The following is a 14955-nucleotide window of genomic DNA, read 5'->3' as shown; positions in this document are numbered from 1 at the left end:
GTTGTCCGCCATCACGCTCGCGGCGTCGTCACGCATTGGCGCTCGTCGGGAACAAGACATTGAACGGCGAGCCTGGGCGGGGTGAGATCGCTTAAGGCTGCACCAGCGCGCGACCGACCGCCTGTAGGGCGCGCCCGCGGCCTCGACCCGTTCAGCAAGTCTTCCCTGATACGGGTGGGACGAAACAATTCCGGATCAGTGGATTGAGGGGCGATCAAGTCGCCAGACCCGCGAATCGAAATACGGCGAGCGGCTTATTATCCCAGCACTTGGCGTGTGGGTGGGCCGCTCCGGCCCGGCAGAGTTATTCTGCGCAACCGGCATGCGAATGGTGGGCCCGGCAGGACTCGAACCTGCGACCAAGGGATTATGAGTCCCCTGCTCTAACCAACTGAGCTACAGGCCCCCGTGTACGCGGGGAGCACTATATCGGGATAGCGGTAGGTCGCCAAGGATGAATTGGCCCAGAGCGCGGTGAGAGGCGGGTCGGTCTGCCGACGCGCGCCGTTCGGCTGGCGTCGCTATTCGCTCATGCGGGCGCTGCTCGCTTATTAGCCCGGGCCGAAAATAGATCAGTCAACAGATGATTGTTCGGCTTGATAACGCCCTTGTGCGAAAGCACGCGCGTCGCGGCCAACGGTCGTGACGCGATTGAAACAAGCGACGAACCTTGCCTACGCCCGTGCTTGGTCGTGGCGCGGTTGGTCGTTGCTCGAATGCGACGACTCGGCCTAGCAGACCTCGACGCCTACATTGCGGCTCGTACGTTTAGCCCTGGGGCGCGGCCGACGACGGTGATGCGATTGTTCGGCTCGATGCACTCGCATGCTCGGGCATCGCTGCGGCGTAACTCAAGGCTGTTCGGTGGTCGAGCAGTCGAGCCAACGATCGCGGTTGGCTTCGTGTTCGGCCAGCCAGGCGATGATGGCATCGGCGGGCATCGGTCGTGACAGAAAATAACCCTGGATGATGTCGGCGCCGCGATGTAGCAGGTACTGCCACGACTCGGCGTTCTCGATGCCTTCGGCGACGACTTCAAGGCCGAGTTTGTGGCCCAGGTCGATGATCAGGTCGACAATGAACTGGTCGGCTGGCGTGCCGGCGAGGCCGAATACGAAGGATTTGTCGATCTTGAGTTCGTCCGGCGCCAGGCTTTTAAGCTGTGCAAGGGAAGAATAGCCGGTGCCAAAGTCGTCGACCGAGATACGTGCGCCTCGGCCTTGCAGGGCGCGCAGGTTCTGCAGGGCACTCTGTGGCTCGCGTAGCAGCGCGCTTTCCGTGACTTCCAGGGTGATGCGTTCCCGGTCCTGGCACAGGGTCAACAATGGCTCGAGGGTGGCCTCGAGTTCGCTCTGGGCGATCTCGTCGGCGGACAGGTTGATCGCCACGCCCAGGGTGATGCCGTTTTCGCGCCAGTAGGTGACGTCGCGACAGACGCGCTGCACCACCCATTCGGTGAGCAGCCGGATCTGGCCCGACCGCTCGGCCAGACCGATGAATTCGTCCGGCGAGATCGCGCCCAGCTCTGGATGGTGCCAGCGCGCGAGCGCCTCGACCTGAACGATCTCGGCGTCGCCGAGCGCCATTTTGGGCTGGTACAGCAGCGACAGCTCGTCTTGTTTGATCGCTGGCGCGATGCCCTGGATGATTGCCAGCTCGCGTTGATGCGCTTCGTCCATGCCGGGCTGGTAGAAAAAGGTGGCACAGCGCTGCGCCCGCGAGCCGTCGCGTGCGATGACCGTGCGTCGCCAGGCGGATTCGATATCGTCGGCATGCTGGGGGATACGCACCACGCCGATATCAAGCAGTAGCTGGATCGAGGTGTGCTCGAGGTACATTGGTTGTTCGACCTTGGCGCGCAGATGTTCGATCGTGGCGAGCACGGCGTCGTCGTCGGCTTGGCATTCGACCAGCACCAGGAAATCGTTGCCCTCGATCCGTCCCAGCGTGTGGGCCATGGTGCAGGCGTTGTTAAGTCGGCCGGCGACGGTCTTGAGTACTTCGTCGCCAAGCTTGTAGCCCAGCGCACTGTTGATGCGGGAAAAGCCGTGCAGCGCGATGCGTACGAGGATGACCTGCGCGTCGTTGTTCATCTGCTCGTAGAGCACGTCGCGCACTGCGTTGCGGTTGAGCAGGCCGGTTAGCGCATCGTGCGTGGCCTGGTGGCGTATCCGGTTTTCACGCTGACGCACCGCGATCTGCATATCGTTGAGCGCGTCGCTGAGCACGTCGAATTCGCCGATGCCCTGGGCGCCCGGCGTCTCGTGATAATGGCCGGCAGCCACCGATTCGGCAAATTCGCTTAGCTCACGCACCGGCTGACTGAGGCGCCGCGCCAAGGCGATCGCAACGAACGCGCTCAGGCCGATGGTGACTATGAACACCAGGCTCAGACTGCTCGCCATGTCGTAATACGGCGAAAGCACGGTGCGGCGCGATAACGACAAGGCGACATCCAGCTGGTGGCCGTCGGCATCGAACAGCGTATGCCGTTCGACCAGGAACGCATCGCTGTCGGTGATTGCCACGTCGCCGTCGGCGTCCTGGGGGCCGGTCGAAAACAGTTCCTGCTTGCCTTCGCGTACGATGAAGTCCACGTGTACGCCGGTCACGCTTGCCACGTTGCGGGCGATGTCGGCATCGACGAGAAAACCCATGCCGGCCCAGGCGATCAGCCGCGGTGCATTCACCGGCGCGATCACGTACTGATAGGGCCGGTTATCCACCATGATGAGTCCGCTGGCGCTGCCCAGGCGACGCGCGCGGTCGAGTACACGGCCGAACGGATCGACGTTGGTTTCGGACTGGGTACGGGGTACCACGGTAATAAGGTCGCCCGACGGGGCGGCAAGCGTGGCCAGGTCGGCGCGGGCGCGATCGCCGAAATTGCGGATCACGGTGCGCTGCGTGGCCTCGTCCTGGGTGCCGATCGCGGCTTTGAAGCCGTAGTCGGAAGCCAGGATGTTCACGGTCGTCAGTAGTTGTTCGGCACGGACCTCCAGCACGCGGTCGAGCACGCGACTGGCCACCTGCAATGTGTCATGGGCCTGATCGACACGCTGGTCGTAGGTGCGGTGCAAAATCGAAATCGCCACCCCGAGCTCGGCGAGTAGCACGAAACCGAGTAGCGCGATCATGAGCTGGTTTCGAAACGTGCGCGGCCGCAGTGTCATGAGGCCATCCGATCGAATCGCTCGTACATAGGCATGAATGTGCTTGATATAGCGCCGGCAGCGATACATCGATGAGGAAATTTACTGGAACGGTATCGGCCGCGGCGCGCGAAGATATAGGTGCCGCAATGATTTGCGACATTCATGCCAAATTACGCTCTTGTCTGCCACCTTGGCACGAAGTCGTATGCCGCCATGGGCGTTCGCCACCCCCTTATAAACTTGGCGACCGACCTCGATATGGTCATGGCGCGCACGCGTTGCTTGGATGTGCTGGCAAGCGCAGCGGCGACTTGCGCGGTGGTCGGGCGAAAGAACGGGTCGCTTAGTCGGCGCATCAGCGGCGATCGGGTGCAGGGCATTCTCCGCGCTGTGGCTTGCATGGGTGCCAGGCGTTAATCCCGCACCCCTGCAGCCGAGTATTTCAGCTGTTTTCAACGCCATCGAAGAATAACCGCCGGCGTCTGTACGCCGTTTATCTTCAATGGTTTCGCGGTCGCAGCGTGTAGAGATCATCCATGCACATGCGCGCGTTCTACCCGATCGGCGGGCGATTTCTCAGGTTGATAAAACCGCTTAAGCTGAGCGAAGAATGGCTCGCCCAGGCGGTCGTCGATTACGCATTTGCACGAATCGCTGCTTGCCCGAAAACGGATATTGCGGCGTCGCGGGCGCGTGTTGAACGCGAGGCATAGAGCCTCGCGCAGCGTCCGAGCCAGGCATTTCGAACGCGCCGCCCGAGCGGCGGCGCGCAGGATGCCCAGGCGGCTATTCGTCTAGGAAGCTTTTCAGGAACGTTGCCCGCGAGGGGTGGCGCAGTTTGCGCAGCGCCTTGGCTTCGATCTGGCGGATACGCTCGCGGGTCACGTCGAACTGCTTGCCGACTTCCTCAAGCGTGTGGTCGGTATTCATGTCGATGCCGAAACGCATGCGCAGCACCTTGGCTTCACGCGGGGTGAGGCTGGCCAGGGTATTGTGCGTGGCTTCGCGCAGCGACTCGCCCGACGCCGAGTCATCCGGGGCGACCGCGTTGACGTCCTCGATGAAATCGCCCAGGTGCGAGTCCTCGTCGTCGCCGATGGGCGTTTCCATCGAGATCGGTTCCTTGGCGATCTTGAGGACCTTGCGCACCTTGTCCTCGGGCATTTCCATACGCTCGGCCAGCTCTTCCGGCGTGGCTTCGCGGCCCATTTCCTGCAGCATCTGCCGGCTGATGCGGTTGAGCTTGTTGATCGTTTCGATCATGTGCACCGGAATACGGATGGTGCGCGCCTGATCGGCGATCGAACGGGTGATGGCCTGGCGAATCCACCAGGTGGCATAGGTGGAGAACTTGTAGCCGCGGCGATATTCGAACTTGTCCACCGCCTTCATCAGGCCGATGTTGCCTTCCTGGATCAGGTCCAGGAACTGCAGCCCGCGATTGGTGTACTTCTTGGCGATCGAAATCACCAGGCGCAGGTTGGCCTCGACCATCTCCTTTTTCGCGCGACGAGCCTTGGCCTCGCCAATCGACATCTTGCGGTTGATTTCCTTGATGTGATTGACGTTGAGCCCGTTCTCGGCCTCGATTTCGCGAATCCGGCCCTGGGCACGGACGAGATCTTCGCGGCGGCCGGCGATGGTCGACGAATAACGACGCTTGGCGCGGATCAGCTTGTCGAGCCAGACCTCGCTGGTGAGGTTATCCGGCAGCTGGCGTACGAAGTCGCGCCGCGGCATGCCGGCCTCGGTCACGCAGATGGCCAGCATTTCGCGTTCGATGCTGCGAATATCGAGCATCGTGGTGCGCAGCTGCAGGGTAAGGTCGTCCGCGGTCTTGGGCACCAGCTTGAAACGCATGAAGTGCGTGGCCAGCGCGTTGAGCGCTGCTTCCGTGGACTCGTGTTCGCGGCCGTGTTTTTCGAGCGTGGCAACCGCGGTTTCGTGCAGGCTCTTGAGCTGCTTGAACTGGGCCTTGGCTTCTTCCGGGTCCGGGCCGTCGTTGGCCGGCGCCGAGCCTTCGTCGTCGTCGTCGCTATCGGCCGACTCGTCCTCGTTGACCACGGGATCGCCGGTGTCGGGGTCGACGAAGCCGACCAGCACATCGCTCAGGCGCTTGTCGTCGGATTCGACCTGGCTCCACAGCTCGAGCAGACGCCCGGTGGTGGCCGGGAAGTAGGCCAGCGAGAACATCATCTCCGCCAGGCCTTCCTCGATACGCTTGGCGATCCGGATTTCGCCCTGTCGGTCGAGCAGCTCGACCGTGCCCATTTCGCGCATGTACATGCGCACCGGATCGGTCGTGCGGCCGAACTGCGGATCCAGCGCGGCCAGCGTGGCCGCGGCTTCCTCCGCATCGTCGTCATCGTCTTCGTTGACGGTGTTCTCGTTCATCAGCAGGCTGTCATCTTCCGGTGCGGATTCATGCACCGTGATGCCCATGTCGCTGATCATGTTGACGATATCTTCGATCTGCTCGGGATCGACGATATCGTCAGGCAGCGTATCGTTGACCTCGGCATAGGTCAGATAGCCTTTCTGCTTGCCGTGGGCAATCAATAGACGAAGCTGAGATTTCTTGTCTTTGCTCATGTGATTTTGCTGCGTATGTTGGGCTCGTGGGGCGTGGCGAACGCTGCGGTAACCGGCCATGGTAACAACTCGCGCCCGTTGCGGCGACTTGTGGGCCCGGTGACCGGCCTCGTTCTAACCGGTTTGCTGGCGATACCGTCTGAGTTGCAGAAGTATCTGCTGCATTTCGTTCGCGGCCGCGGTGTCCAGCGGGCCGCGGTTCTGTTGGTCGACCAGTTCGTCGTAGCGCCGGCGCAACGACGCCAGCGATGCGGTATTCGAACCCAGTCGTGCAACGGTCTCATCGAACTCCTGTGCGCGGCTGTCCGGATCGCCTGGCGGCGTCAGGGCCGCCAGTTCCTGCAGCCGGTCGAAAAACCGGTGTTCGCGGTAGCGTTCCAACCACTGCGATACCGATACGTTTGGGGTCTGTGCGAAAAACTCAATCGCCTCGGCCAGAATTGTCGCGCCCGGGGCGTCGGTTTCGCGCAGCGCCGCGCTCTCGTGCACACGCTGGGCGAGCGCGGTATCGGCAAATAAAAGACTCAGCGCGCGGCTCACCGGGGTCACTCGGGTTTTTTGCTGTATACGGCCTTTATCGGCCGCGGTATTCGAGGTTGAAGGCGTGCCCGCGTACAACGTGCGCAGATCGTCCGCCGGCAGGCGGGCCAGCTGTGCGAGTTCGCCAATGAGTTCGGTGCGAAATGCTTCCGGCGGCAGGGCGTTGACGTACGGCCGAGCCTTTTCGATGAGTGTGGCCCGGCCGTCGGGCGAATCCAGCGACAGACCATCCGTGAGCGCATCCATCAACACCGCCGAGGCGGGTCGCGCGGCGTCTATCGCGGCCTGAAAACGCTGGATGCCGTCTTCTCCGCGTACCATCGAATCCGGATCCTCGCCTTCAGGCACGAACAAAAAGCGCACGCGCCGTGCACCGCGCATGACCGGCAGGCTCTGATCGAGCGCCTTGCGCGCGGCGCGCACGCCGGCTGCATCGCCGTCGAAACAGAACACCACTTCCTGTGTATGCCTAAACAGCGTGGTCAGATGCGATGCGGTGGTCGCCGTGCCCAAGGTCGCCACCGTATTGGCGAAGCCGTGCTGGGCCAGGGCGATGACGTCCATATAGCCTTCGACCACCAGCAGTCGCGGCAGCTCGCGCATGGCCTGGCGTGCTTCGAACAGCCCGTACATGTGGTCGGACTTGTGAAACAGCGGCGTCTCGGGCGAATTGAGATATTTGGCCTTCTCATCGCCCAGGGTGCGCCCGCCAAAGGCGATGGTGCGCCCGCGCGTATCCCGAATGGGGAACATCAGCCGGTTGCGAAAACGATCGAAGAAACCGCCGCTGTCGCGTTCGATCAGCAGCCCGGCGCGTGCCGCTGCGGCCTGGTCGCGAAGCTCGCGGGCGAGTCCGTCCCAGCTGTCCGGGGCGAAGCCGAGACCGTACTGCTTGGCCATGGCGCCGGACACGCCGCGGCGCTTGAGATAGTCGATCACGCACGGATCGCGGCGCAGCTGGGCCTGATAGAAACGATCGGCGAGGCTCATGGCATCGAACAGGGGGTCGCGGGGCGGGCCGGCCGGGGCGCTGTCCTGGGCATCCTGCGGGATTTCCAGCCCGGCCTGCTGGGCCAGCACGTCGACGGCGTCACGAAACTCCAGCCGATCGTATTCCATGAGGAAGCTGATCGCGCTGCCGTGGGCGCCGCAGCCGAAGCAGTGGTAGAACTGCTTGGTTGGCGAGACGGTGAACGAGGGCGTCTTCTCGTCGTGGAAGGGGCAGCAGGCGGCGTATTCGGCGCCGGATTTTTTCAGCGGCACGCGCGCGTCGATCAGCGACACGATATCCGTGCGCTCGAGTAGCTGGTCGATGAAATCCTGGGGGATGCGCGCCATGACAGGTCAGACCTCCGCTGATCCCGGTAACGATACGGCCCTTTTGCCATGCGCCGCCGAACGCGCGGCGCTGATACACGATCGAGGGGGTCGTCGGCGAGACGACCGGCCCGGGCTATTGCGGCTGCAGTCGGGCCTTGAGTCGCTGGCTGACCACGGCCATATCCGCCTGGCCCTGCAGCTGCGGCTTGAGCAGGCCCATGACCTTGCCCATGTCGCGCATCGATTCTGCCTGGCTTTCGGCGATTGCCTTGTCGATGGCCTGATCGATTTCGGCATCGGACAGCTGGGTCGGCAGGTAGTTTTCCAACACCGCGATTTCGGCGGCTTCGGCGTCTGCCAGCTCCGGCCGGTTGGCATCGCGATACTGTTGTTCGGCGTCGCGACGTTGTTTGACCATCTTTTCAACGACCGCCAGCACGTCGGCATCGTCGAGGTCGCCACGCTCGTCGACTTCGCGCTGCTTGACTGCGGCCATGAGCATGCGGATCACGGCAAGGCGTTCCTTGTCGCGGGTGCGCATGGCGGATTTCATGTCGTCCTGTAGCTGGGCTTTTAGGCTCAAGCGCGTTCTCCTGTCGAAATAGCGTCCCTGCAACGAAAAACAGCGGCTCTGCGGCCGCTGTTATATGCGTCGATATCGAAAGCCGTGCTTAGTACTGACGCGTGAAACGCTGCTGCTCGCGCTGGAGCTTCTTGGCATGACGCTTGACCGCGGCAGCGCGCTTGCGCTTGCGGGTCTGGCACGGCTTTTCGAAAAACTCGCGACGGCGTACTTCGGTGACAACGCCCGCTTTCTCGCAGCTGCGTTTGAATCGACGCAGGGCGACTTCGAACGGTTCGTTTTCTTTGACGCGTACGCTAGGCATTGAGCAATCACTCTCCGGAAAAATCGGCGGTTTGTCGATCCAGCCATGGGCATGCTGTGGCCCGACGGCTAGAATAAGGCGATGAAGTCTAATCCCTGCGCGCGCGCTTTGCAAAGAAAAAACGTCATCCTCGGTATCGAAAGCTCCTGCGACGAAAGCGCAGCGGCGATCTATCACAGCGAACACGGGCTGCTCGCGCATGCGCTCCACAGCCAGGAGGCGCTGCACGCCGACTATGGCGGCGTGGTGCCGGAACTGGCGTCGCGCGATCATATCCGCAAACTCATGCCGCTGATCGAACAGGTCACCCGCGAAGCAGGGGCGCCGCAGCTCACCGGGATCGCCTATACCCGCGGCCCCGGTCTGGTGGGGGCGCTGCTGGTCGGCGCATCGATTGCCGCGGGGCTGGGCATGAGTCGCGGTCTACCGGTGCTGGGCGTGCACCATATGGAGGGCCACCTGCTGTCGCCGCTGCTCGAACAACGTCGTCCTGCCTTTCCGTTCGTCGCGCTGCTGGTGTCCGGCGGCCATACACTGCTCGTGCGGGTCGACGGGGTGGGCCGCTACAGCGTGCTGGGCGAGAGCCTCGACGATGCGGTGGGCGAGGCTTTCGACAAATGCGCCAAGATGCTGGCGCTGGGATATCCCGGCGGGCCGGCATTGGCCGAGCTTGCCGCGAACGGGCGGCGCGATGCCCACGATTTTCCGCGGCCCATGCTCAAGCGCCCCGGGCTGGATTTCTCCTTCTCCGGACTCAAGACCGCGGTCATGCTCGCGGTCAAGGCCGCCGACGACACGCCGCAGGCCCACGCGGATATCGCGGCAAGCTTCGAGCAGGCGGTGGTAGATACGCTGGTGGCCAAGTGCGCGCGTGCGCTCAAACAGACCGGATTGTCTCGGCTGGTGGTGGCCGGGGGCGTCGGCGCGAATCGCCACCTGCGGGACACGCTGGCCGAGCGCGGCGAGCGGGACGGATTCGAGCTGTATTTCCCGCAGTCACAATTCTGTACCGATAATGCAGCCATGATTGCGCTGGCGGGGAGTTTGCGCGCCGAAGAAATGCATAGCGGCATCGCCAGTGCCGATGCCGTGGCGCGTTGGCCGCTGGATACTCTGACGGTGCCCGGCGTGCAGAGCGCATAGCGACACGCAGGGCGGCGCGATCGGCATTTTGCTGGCGAGCGGTTGGGTGACCGGTGATACTATTGCGCGTGATCGACGGTAGCCGCCGTGCATAGACCGCGGTAGGCAGGTTTTCGGGAGGCGATTTGGACACGATCTTCATCGAACAGCTCGCGGTGGATGCCGTGATTGGCGTCTACGATTGGGAACGTGAGGCCGCCCAGCGGCTGTTCATCGATCTGGATATCGGGTTTTCGATCCGCGATGCTGCCGCCGACGACGACGTCGACCAGACCCTGGATTATCAGGCGGTCGCCGAGCGCGTCCATGCGTTCGTGAGTGCGAGCCGCTACCACCTGATCGAGACGTTGGCCGAGGAAATCGCGCGCTTGCTGCTCGCCGATTTCGAGGCGTTCAAGGTGACCGTGCGGGTCAGCAAGCCGGGTGCGATAGACCAGGCTGCCAATGTCGGGGTCCGGGTGACGCGTTCCAGCGAAGCATGACGCCGGCGGTGGTCGGCATCGGCAGCAACGTATCGCCGCATGCCCACGTCGCGCTCGCCCTGGATATTCTCGAACAGAGCTTCGGCCCATTATCGACATCGTCGGTTTATCGCTGCCCGCCGGTCGGCATGGCCGGGGCGGATTTCTTGAACCTCGTGGCCCGGTTCGAAACCGCGGCGCCGCTTGCCGAGCTGTGCGCTCAGCTGCGCGATATCGAAGCCGCCTGCGGGCGGGATCGAGCGGCCGCCCAGACGCCGCCGTGTATCGATATTGATCTGCTGTTGTTCGGCAACACGGTACGCGAGCGCGATCCCGAGCTACCCCGCGCCGATATTCTTGCCCACGCCTTCGTGCTCTGCCCCTTGGCCGAATTGCTGCCTGCCGCGCGTCATCCGGTATGCGGCCGTCGCTACGATGCGCTATGGGCGCAAATGGCGGCGCGCTCGATCAGGCTCGAGCCCATAGCGCTGCGCCGCGATGCGCCGTTGACGCCCTGACCACGCACCCGAAACCAAAACGTAACGCTTGCATGAACATGCGCACGCTATAGTGCGCGCTCTTTACGGCCGATAGGCGCACATACGCAGCCGACAGTTTCCTTGCCCGGGGCGAGTCTATGGAGTGGTATCAGATGGTGGTGCTTGCGATCGTGCAGGGCATCACCGAATTTCTGCCGATTTCGAGTTCGGCCCATCTCATTCTGGTCCCGCATTTTCTTGGCTGGCCCGATCAGGGTCTCGGCTTCGATCTGGCCATGCATCTGGGCACGCTGGTCGCAGTGCTGGCGTATTTCAGGCACGACGTGGCTCGACTCTGGCAGGCCTGGGTTCAATCCATGACGCGTGGCCGGCGCGACGGCGACGTCGCTATGGCCTGGGGGCTGCTGCTGGCCACGATGCCGGCCATTGCGTTCGGGCTGGTCCTGGGCATTGTCGGCGAATCCATGCTGCGCATCCCCGGTGTGATCGCGACCACGAGCATTGTGTTCGGTATCGCGCTGGGGTGGGTGGATTCGCGCGCGCCGCGCACGCGCGAACCCGATCAGATCGGCTGGCGTGCCTATCTGGCCATCGGTCTGGCACAGGCGATTGCGCTGATTCCGGGTGCCTCGCGTTCGGGTATGACCATACTCGGCGCGCGTGCATGCGGGCTGAATCGTCAGGCTGCGGCGCGCGTTGCCTTCTATCTTGCGATTCCGATCACCACAGCCGCGATTGCGTTCGAAACGGTGCTGTTGCTGCAAACCCCTGCGGAGGATGCCTGGGGCTCAATGGCCATGGCCGCCGTGCTCGCCGGGATCAGCGCTTTTGCCGCCATCCACTATTTTTTGCGCATGCTGCAATCGGTCGGCATGATGCCGTTCGTGGTCTATCGCGTGCTTCTGGGCATTGCCCTGTTCGCGATCTTTGGATGGAACGGCTGACGCGGTCGAGGTGACCGCCGGTGATCAGCGCCGCCCGATCGCCTCGGCTATCGCACGTACGCGCTCACGTTTGAGCGCGGCGCCGATCTCCGGCCCGCGCAGCCCGCTCTTGGCGAGTTCGCCGGCATCGATCGACCGGGCGGCGGCGAACGCGGCGCGCGCGGTCTTCGGCTGTTCGTACTGGCGTTTTTCGAAGCCAAGGCGACCGTGTACGTCGGCCACACACACGGCGATCAGCACGTCGAGTCGTTCCGGCCGGCGAAACGCATCGATACCTTCGAACACCTCCAGCATGGTGGCCGGACGCAGTTCGTGCATGCGATGGATATGCGTATGCCAGCGCGTGACCACGGCCGCGGCTTCGCGCACGGCCTTGGGTACGCCCAGCCGATGGCTGCAGGCCTGGGCCAGCGGCACGCCCGCGGCTTCGTGGCCGTGGTGGCCGGGCAGAATACGGGTGGGCGTGCGCGCCTTGCCGTAGTCGTGGCATAACGCGCCATAGCGCGCTGCAAGTGGCTCGTTGGCGGCAGCGGTCTGAGCAAGAACCAGCAGTGTATGCACGCCGGAGTCGATCTCCGGGTGATGGCGTATGGGTTGAATCACGCCAAACAGCGCATCCAGTTCGGGAAACAGCCGCGCCAGCGCACCGCATTCGCGTAACAGGTAGAAGAACAAATGCGGTTCGTCGTGCATGAGTGCGCGCTCGGTCTCGGCCCAGACCCGCTCGGGCACGAGATGGTCGACTTCGCCCGAACTGACCATGTCCCGTAGTAGGGTCATCGTCTCGTCGGCCACGCGAAAGCCCAGCGGCGCAAAGCGTGCGTAGTAGCGGGCCAGACGCAACAGCCGGACCGGGTCTTCGACGAACGCCGGTGAGACATGGCGCAACACCCGTGCTTCAAGGTCGGCCCGGCCGCCGCAGGGGTCTACCACGGTGCCATCTTCGCCGCGCGCTATCGCGTTGATGGTCAGGTCGCGTCGAACCAGGTCGTCTTCGAGGCTGACGTCGGCGCCGGTATGGAACACGAAGCCGTGATAGCCGTGCCCGTGCTTGCGTTCGGTGCGGGCCAGCGCATGCTCTTCATTACTCTCAGGATCGAGAAAGACCGGAAAGTCGCGCCCCACCGGCCGATAGCCGGCCGCGCTCATCTGCTCGGGGGTGGCGCCTACCACCACCCAGTCGCGATCGGATAGGGGTAGCCCCAGCCATTCGTCGCGCAGCGCACCGCCTACCAGATAACGTTGCATGACCTTGGCGCGCTAGCGGCTGGCGGTCTGTTCGCCGTAGCCGGGTTTGATGTCGTCGATGCGTTCGTCCAGCGGCACGATGTTTTCGTGCAGGCGCGACTGGAAAACGGTCATATGCGACATCGCCCGCTGTACGTAATTGCGGGTTTCGGTATAGGGGATATTGGCGATCCAGATGGTCGGGTCCATGTCGTCATCGGGTAGCCAGCGCGCAATGCGCTGTGGGCCGGCGTTGTAGCTGGCGGTGGCCATGGCGATGTTGCCATCCCAGCGCTCGAGCATCTGCGCCAGATAACCCGTGCCCAGCTGGATATTGATTTCCGGCACGGTCAGCGCGCTGCTCGACGGCGCGGCCGCGTCCATGCGCCGGGCGACCAGACGCGCCGTGCCCGGCAGCAGCTGCATCAACCCGACGGCGCCCGCAGACGAGCGGATCGCGGGTTGAAACAGCGATTCGGTACGCATGATCGCGAACACATAGGCCGGGTCGAGGTCGTTATCGTCGGCGAACTGGCGTACCGCATCGCTGTAGGGCGTGGGATAGCGGATATCCAGGTCGTCCCAGTAGTCGGCCCTGGCGAGGGTGATGATTGCGCGCGAATGCCAGCCCCATTCATGTGCGATGCGTGCGGCCTGACCGAGTGCGGCCGGGTCGAGACCGTCGATTACGACATTCCATTCCTGTCCGGCGGCATGGTCCATGCCCAGCGCGCGCAGCTCGTTGGCGCGCGCCAACGCCGGCTTGGCTTCGACACGGGCACGCACGGCGCGATCAACCGCGAGCGGGCGTTCATTCAGGCTGTAATCCTGGTCGAGCGCGTCGGCCGCGAGGTAGCCGTGGTAGCTGCGCTCCTTCGCCAGCGGCGCATACAGCGCGCGGGCCTGTTCGCTACGGCCCATGGCCTCGAGGGCACGGGCGTGCCAGTAGCGCCACTCCTCGTCGTCGGCGATCGCAGGGGGCAGATCGTTGATGGCATCGACCACCAGCGGCCAGCGCTGGTTGTAGATCGCGGCCCTGATTTCCCAGCCGAGCGCATGCTCGTCGTCGCGCATGCGGTTATGGTCCATGCGCGCGAACCAGACCAGGGCCTGCGATTTCTGGCCCTGGGCATAGAGCAGGGCCAGCTGGCGCTTCATGTCGTGACGCTGGGCTTCGTCGAGCTGCAGCCGGTCGGCCAGCGGCGTGAACAGATCGGCCGCGCCGTCCAGGTTGCGCAGGGCATAGCGTTTGAACGCATAGACTGCGATATCGCCGTCGAGCCCGGCGGAGGCGTGGTTCAGATTCGCCGGGGTTTCGGCCACGTTGAGCCATTGCTCGGTCTGTGTACGCCAATCGGCCGGCAGCTGGCGCGCCAGATAACGGGTCAGCCCATACTGGCCGGCGAGCACGGCCAGGCGTGCGCGTTCGAGAATTTCATCCGCGCCGAGCAGGCCCTGACGCTCGAGCCAGCCGAATACCGGGTCGCAGGCGTCCGGCTGGCTGCGACCGACCCGCCACAGCGCGAGCGCGTCGTCGCGTGGGTTTTCGCCCATCTGGATACGGGCGTTGACGGCGCGACAGGTCGCCGTTGTTCCGTCGCTGTCGCGCGTATTGGCCAGCAGCATCGACCAGCGCCCGCGGCGCGCGAGGCTCGGCAGCCAGTTGCGGCGCAGGCTTTCAGCTGGCGGCAGGTCCGGGTTGGCGCTGATGAACGACTGGATCTGGCTGTCGAGCGCCGTGTTGGCGTTCGTGTCCAGGCGGTAGCGCAACTCCGCCGCGCTCAGGTAGTTGTAGAGCGGGTAGGTTTGCAGCTGGGAGCGCAGGTCCGGGCGCGCGTCGAGGCTGCCCTGCTGGGCGGCGGCGAGCGCATCACGGAAGACTGCCCGTTGAGAGCCGTCGGCGGCCACGCTCGTGCCCGCGCAGAGCAATAGTACGGCCAGAAAACACAGGCGCATGGTGATGGAGGCGTTGGAGCTATTCACAGCCGCGAGTGTAACGCACGGCGGGCAGCCTGGCGGGCGTTAGGGAAGCTCTGCATAAATCTGTCACGGTCGCGCCGGCGTGCTTTGCGCGTGATTGACAAGGAAGTGAGAGCGTAGCGTGCTGGTTGCACGGTAGCGAACACTGACGCCGATCAAGCGCGCGCAAAGCCGGCGGCCCGCAAGGGGTTCGGCCTCACAGACGC

At 63.9% G+C, this 14955-nt stretch carries 12 protein-coding genes and 1 tRNA gene; 5 read left to right on the top strand and 8 right to left on the bottom strand.

The genetic code is table 11. The features are described 5' to 3' along the window. Nucleotides 1–329: 329 nt before the first annotated feature. Both ABNU97_RS14560 and ABNU97_RS14555 read right to left on the bottom strand, forming a co-directional pair. Nucleotides 330–406: transfer RNA gene (locus tag ABNU97_RS14560), tRNA-Ile, on the bottom strand. 445 nt (nt 407–851) lie between these two features. Continuing rightward, nucleotides 852–3173 carry an EAL domain-containing protein gene (locus ABNU97_RS14555; RefSeq protein ID WP_348767413.1) on the bottom strand — a complete coding sequence of 774 codons (2322 nt, stop codon included), beginning with the start codon at nt 3171–3173 and terminating at the stop codon, nt 852–854. Between the two features lie 518 nt (nt 3174–3691). Here ABNU97_RS14555 and ABNU97_RS14550 point away from each other — a divergent pair. Continuing rightward, nucleotides 3692–3868 carry a hypothetical protein gene (locus ABNU97_RS14550; RefSeq protein ID WP_348767412.1) on the top strand — a complete coding sequence of 59 codons (177 nt, stop codon included), beginning with the start codon at nt 3692–3694 and terminating at the stop codon, nt 3866–3868. Between the two features lie 73 nt (nt 3869–3941). On the opposite strand, the gene rpoD is transcribed toward ABNU97_RS14550, so the two are convergent. From rpoD to rpsU, 4 genes are all read right to left on the bottom strand, one after another. Beyond that, nucleotides 3942–5807: an RNA polymerase sigma factor RpoD gene (gene rpoD, locus ABNU97_RS14545; RefSeq protein ID WP_348767411.1), complete on the bottom strand. Its 1866-nt coding sequence runs from the start codon at nt 5805–5807 to the stop codon at nt 3942–3944. Nucleotides 5808–5861: 54 nt separating this feature from the next. Continuing rightward, a complete protein-coding gene (dnaG, locus tag ABNU97_RS14540; protein WP_348767410.1) occupies nt 5862–7625 on the bottom strand; it encodes a DNA primase in 1764 nt (587 codons plus the stop codon). Between the two features lie 115 nt (nt 7626–7740). Further along, nucleotides 7741–8190 (bottom strand): GatB/YqeY domain-containing protein, encoded by a 450-nt coding sequence (locus ABNU97_RS14535; RefSeq protein WP_348767409.1) that lies wholly within the window; start codon nt 8188–8190, stop codon nt 7741–7743. A gap of 88 nt (nt 8191–8278) precedes the next feature. Continuing rightward, the gene (gene rpsU / locus ABNU97_RS14530; protein ID WP_006915178.1) at nt 8279–8494 is read right to left on the bottom strand and encodes a 30S ribosomal protein S21; all 216 of its coding nucleotides are present in this window, start codon (nt 8492–8494) and stop codon (nt 8279–8281) included. 81 nt (nt 8495–8575) lie between these two features. On the opposite strand from rpsU, the gene tsaD reads away from it, so the two are divergent. From tsaD to ABNU97_RS14510, 4 genes are all read left to right on the top strand, one after another. Further along, nucleotides 8576–9637, top strand: a complete 1062-nt coding sequence (gene tsaD / locus ABNU97_RS14525; RefSeq protein ID WP_348767408.1) for a tRNA (adenosine(37)-N6)-threonylcarbamoyltransferase complex transferase subunit TsaD — start codon at nt 8576–8578, stop codon at nt 9635–9637. Between the two features lie 125 nt (nt 9638–9762). Continuing rightward, on the top strand, nt 9763–10119 hold the full coding sequence (folB, locus tag ABNU97_RS14520; RefSeq protein WP_348767407.1) for a dihydroneopterin aldolase: 357 nt from the start codon (nt 9763–9765) through the stop codon (nt 10117–10119). Beyond that, the gene (gene folK, locus ABNU97_RS14515; RefSeq protein WP_348767406.1) at nt 10116–10616 is read left to right on the top strand and encodes a 2-amino-4-hydroxy-6-hydroxymethyldihydropteridine diphosphokinase; all 501 of its coding nucleotides are present in this window, start codon (nt 10116–10118) and stop codon (nt 10614–10616) included. Before folB ends, folK begins: the two co-directional genes overlap by 4 nt. Before the next feature lie 119 nt (nt 10617–10735). Further along, nucleotides 10736–11542, top strand: coding sequence for an undecaprenyl-diphosphate phosphatase (locus ABNU97_RS14510; protein WP_348767405.1), 807 nt, complete (start codon nt 10736–10738; stop codon nt 11540–11542). 24 nt (nt 11543–11566) lie between these two features. Here ABNU97_RS14510 and ABNU97_RS14505 read toward each other — a convergent pair whose 3' ends face one another. Continuing rightward, the gene (locus ABNU97_RS14505) at nt 11567–12790 is read right to left on the bottom strand and encodes a multifunctional CCA addition/repair protein (RefSeq protein ID WP_348767404.1); all 1224 of its coding nucleotides are present in this window, start codon (nt 12788–12790) and stop codon (nt 11567–11569) included. A 12-nt stretch (nt 12791–12802) separates the two neighbouring features. After that, on the bottom strand, nt 12803–14752 hold the full coding sequence (locus tag ABNU97_RS14500; protein WP_348767403.1) for a transglycosylase SLT domain-containing protein: 1950 nt from the start codon (nt 14750–14752) through the stop codon (nt 12803–12805). Nucleotides 14753–14955: the final 203 nt, after the last annotated feature.

It is taken from the genome of uncultured Salinisphaera sp. (assembly GCF_964012375.1).
Lineage (GTDB): Bacteria > Pseudomonadota > Gammaproteobacteria > Nevskiales > Salinisphaeraceae > Salinisphaera.
This window is presented reverse-complemented; position numbering and strand designations above follow the sequence as displayed.

What these genes read in the sequence shown, in the direction of transcription:
- ABNU97_RS14555 (WP_348767413.1), bottom strand. Translation starts at nt 3,173, where the DNA reads ATGACACTGCGGCCGCGCACGTTTCGAAACCAGCTCATGATCGCGCTA.
- ABNU97_RS14550 (WP_348767412.1), top strand. Translation starts at nt 3,692, where the DNA reads ATGCACATGCGCGCGTTCTACCCGATCGGCGGGCGATTTCTCAGGTTG.
- rpoD (WP_348767411.1), bottom strand. Translation starts at nt 5,807, where the DNA reads ATGGCCGGTTACCGCAGCGTTCGCCACGCCCCACGAGCCCAACATACG.
- dnaG (WP_348767410.1), bottom strand. Translation starts at nt 7,625, where the DNA reads ATGGCGCGCATCCCCCAGGATTTCATCGACCAGCTACTCGAGCGCACG.
- rpsU (WP_006915178.1), bottom strand. Translation starts at nt 8,494, where the DNA reads ATGCCTAGCGTACGCGTCAAAGAAAACGAACCGTTCGAAGTCGCCCTG.
- tsaD (WP_348767408.1), top strand. Translation starts at nt 8,576, where the DNA reads ATGAAGTCTAATCCCTGCGCGCGCGCTTTGCAAAGAAAAAACGTCATC.
- folK (WP_348767406.1), top strand. Translation starts at nt 10,116, where the DNA reads ATGACGCCGGCGGTGGTCGGCATCGGCAGCAACGTATCGCCGCATGCC.
- ABNU97_RS14510 (WP_348767405.1), top strand. Translation starts at nt 10,736, where the DNA reads ATGGAGTGGTATCAGATGGTGGTGCTTGCGATCGTGCAGGGCATCACC.
- ABNU97_RS14505 (WP_348767404.1), bottom strand. Translation starts at nt 12,790, where the DNA reads ATGCAACGTTATCTGGTAGGCGGTGCGCTGCGCGACGAATGGCTGGGG.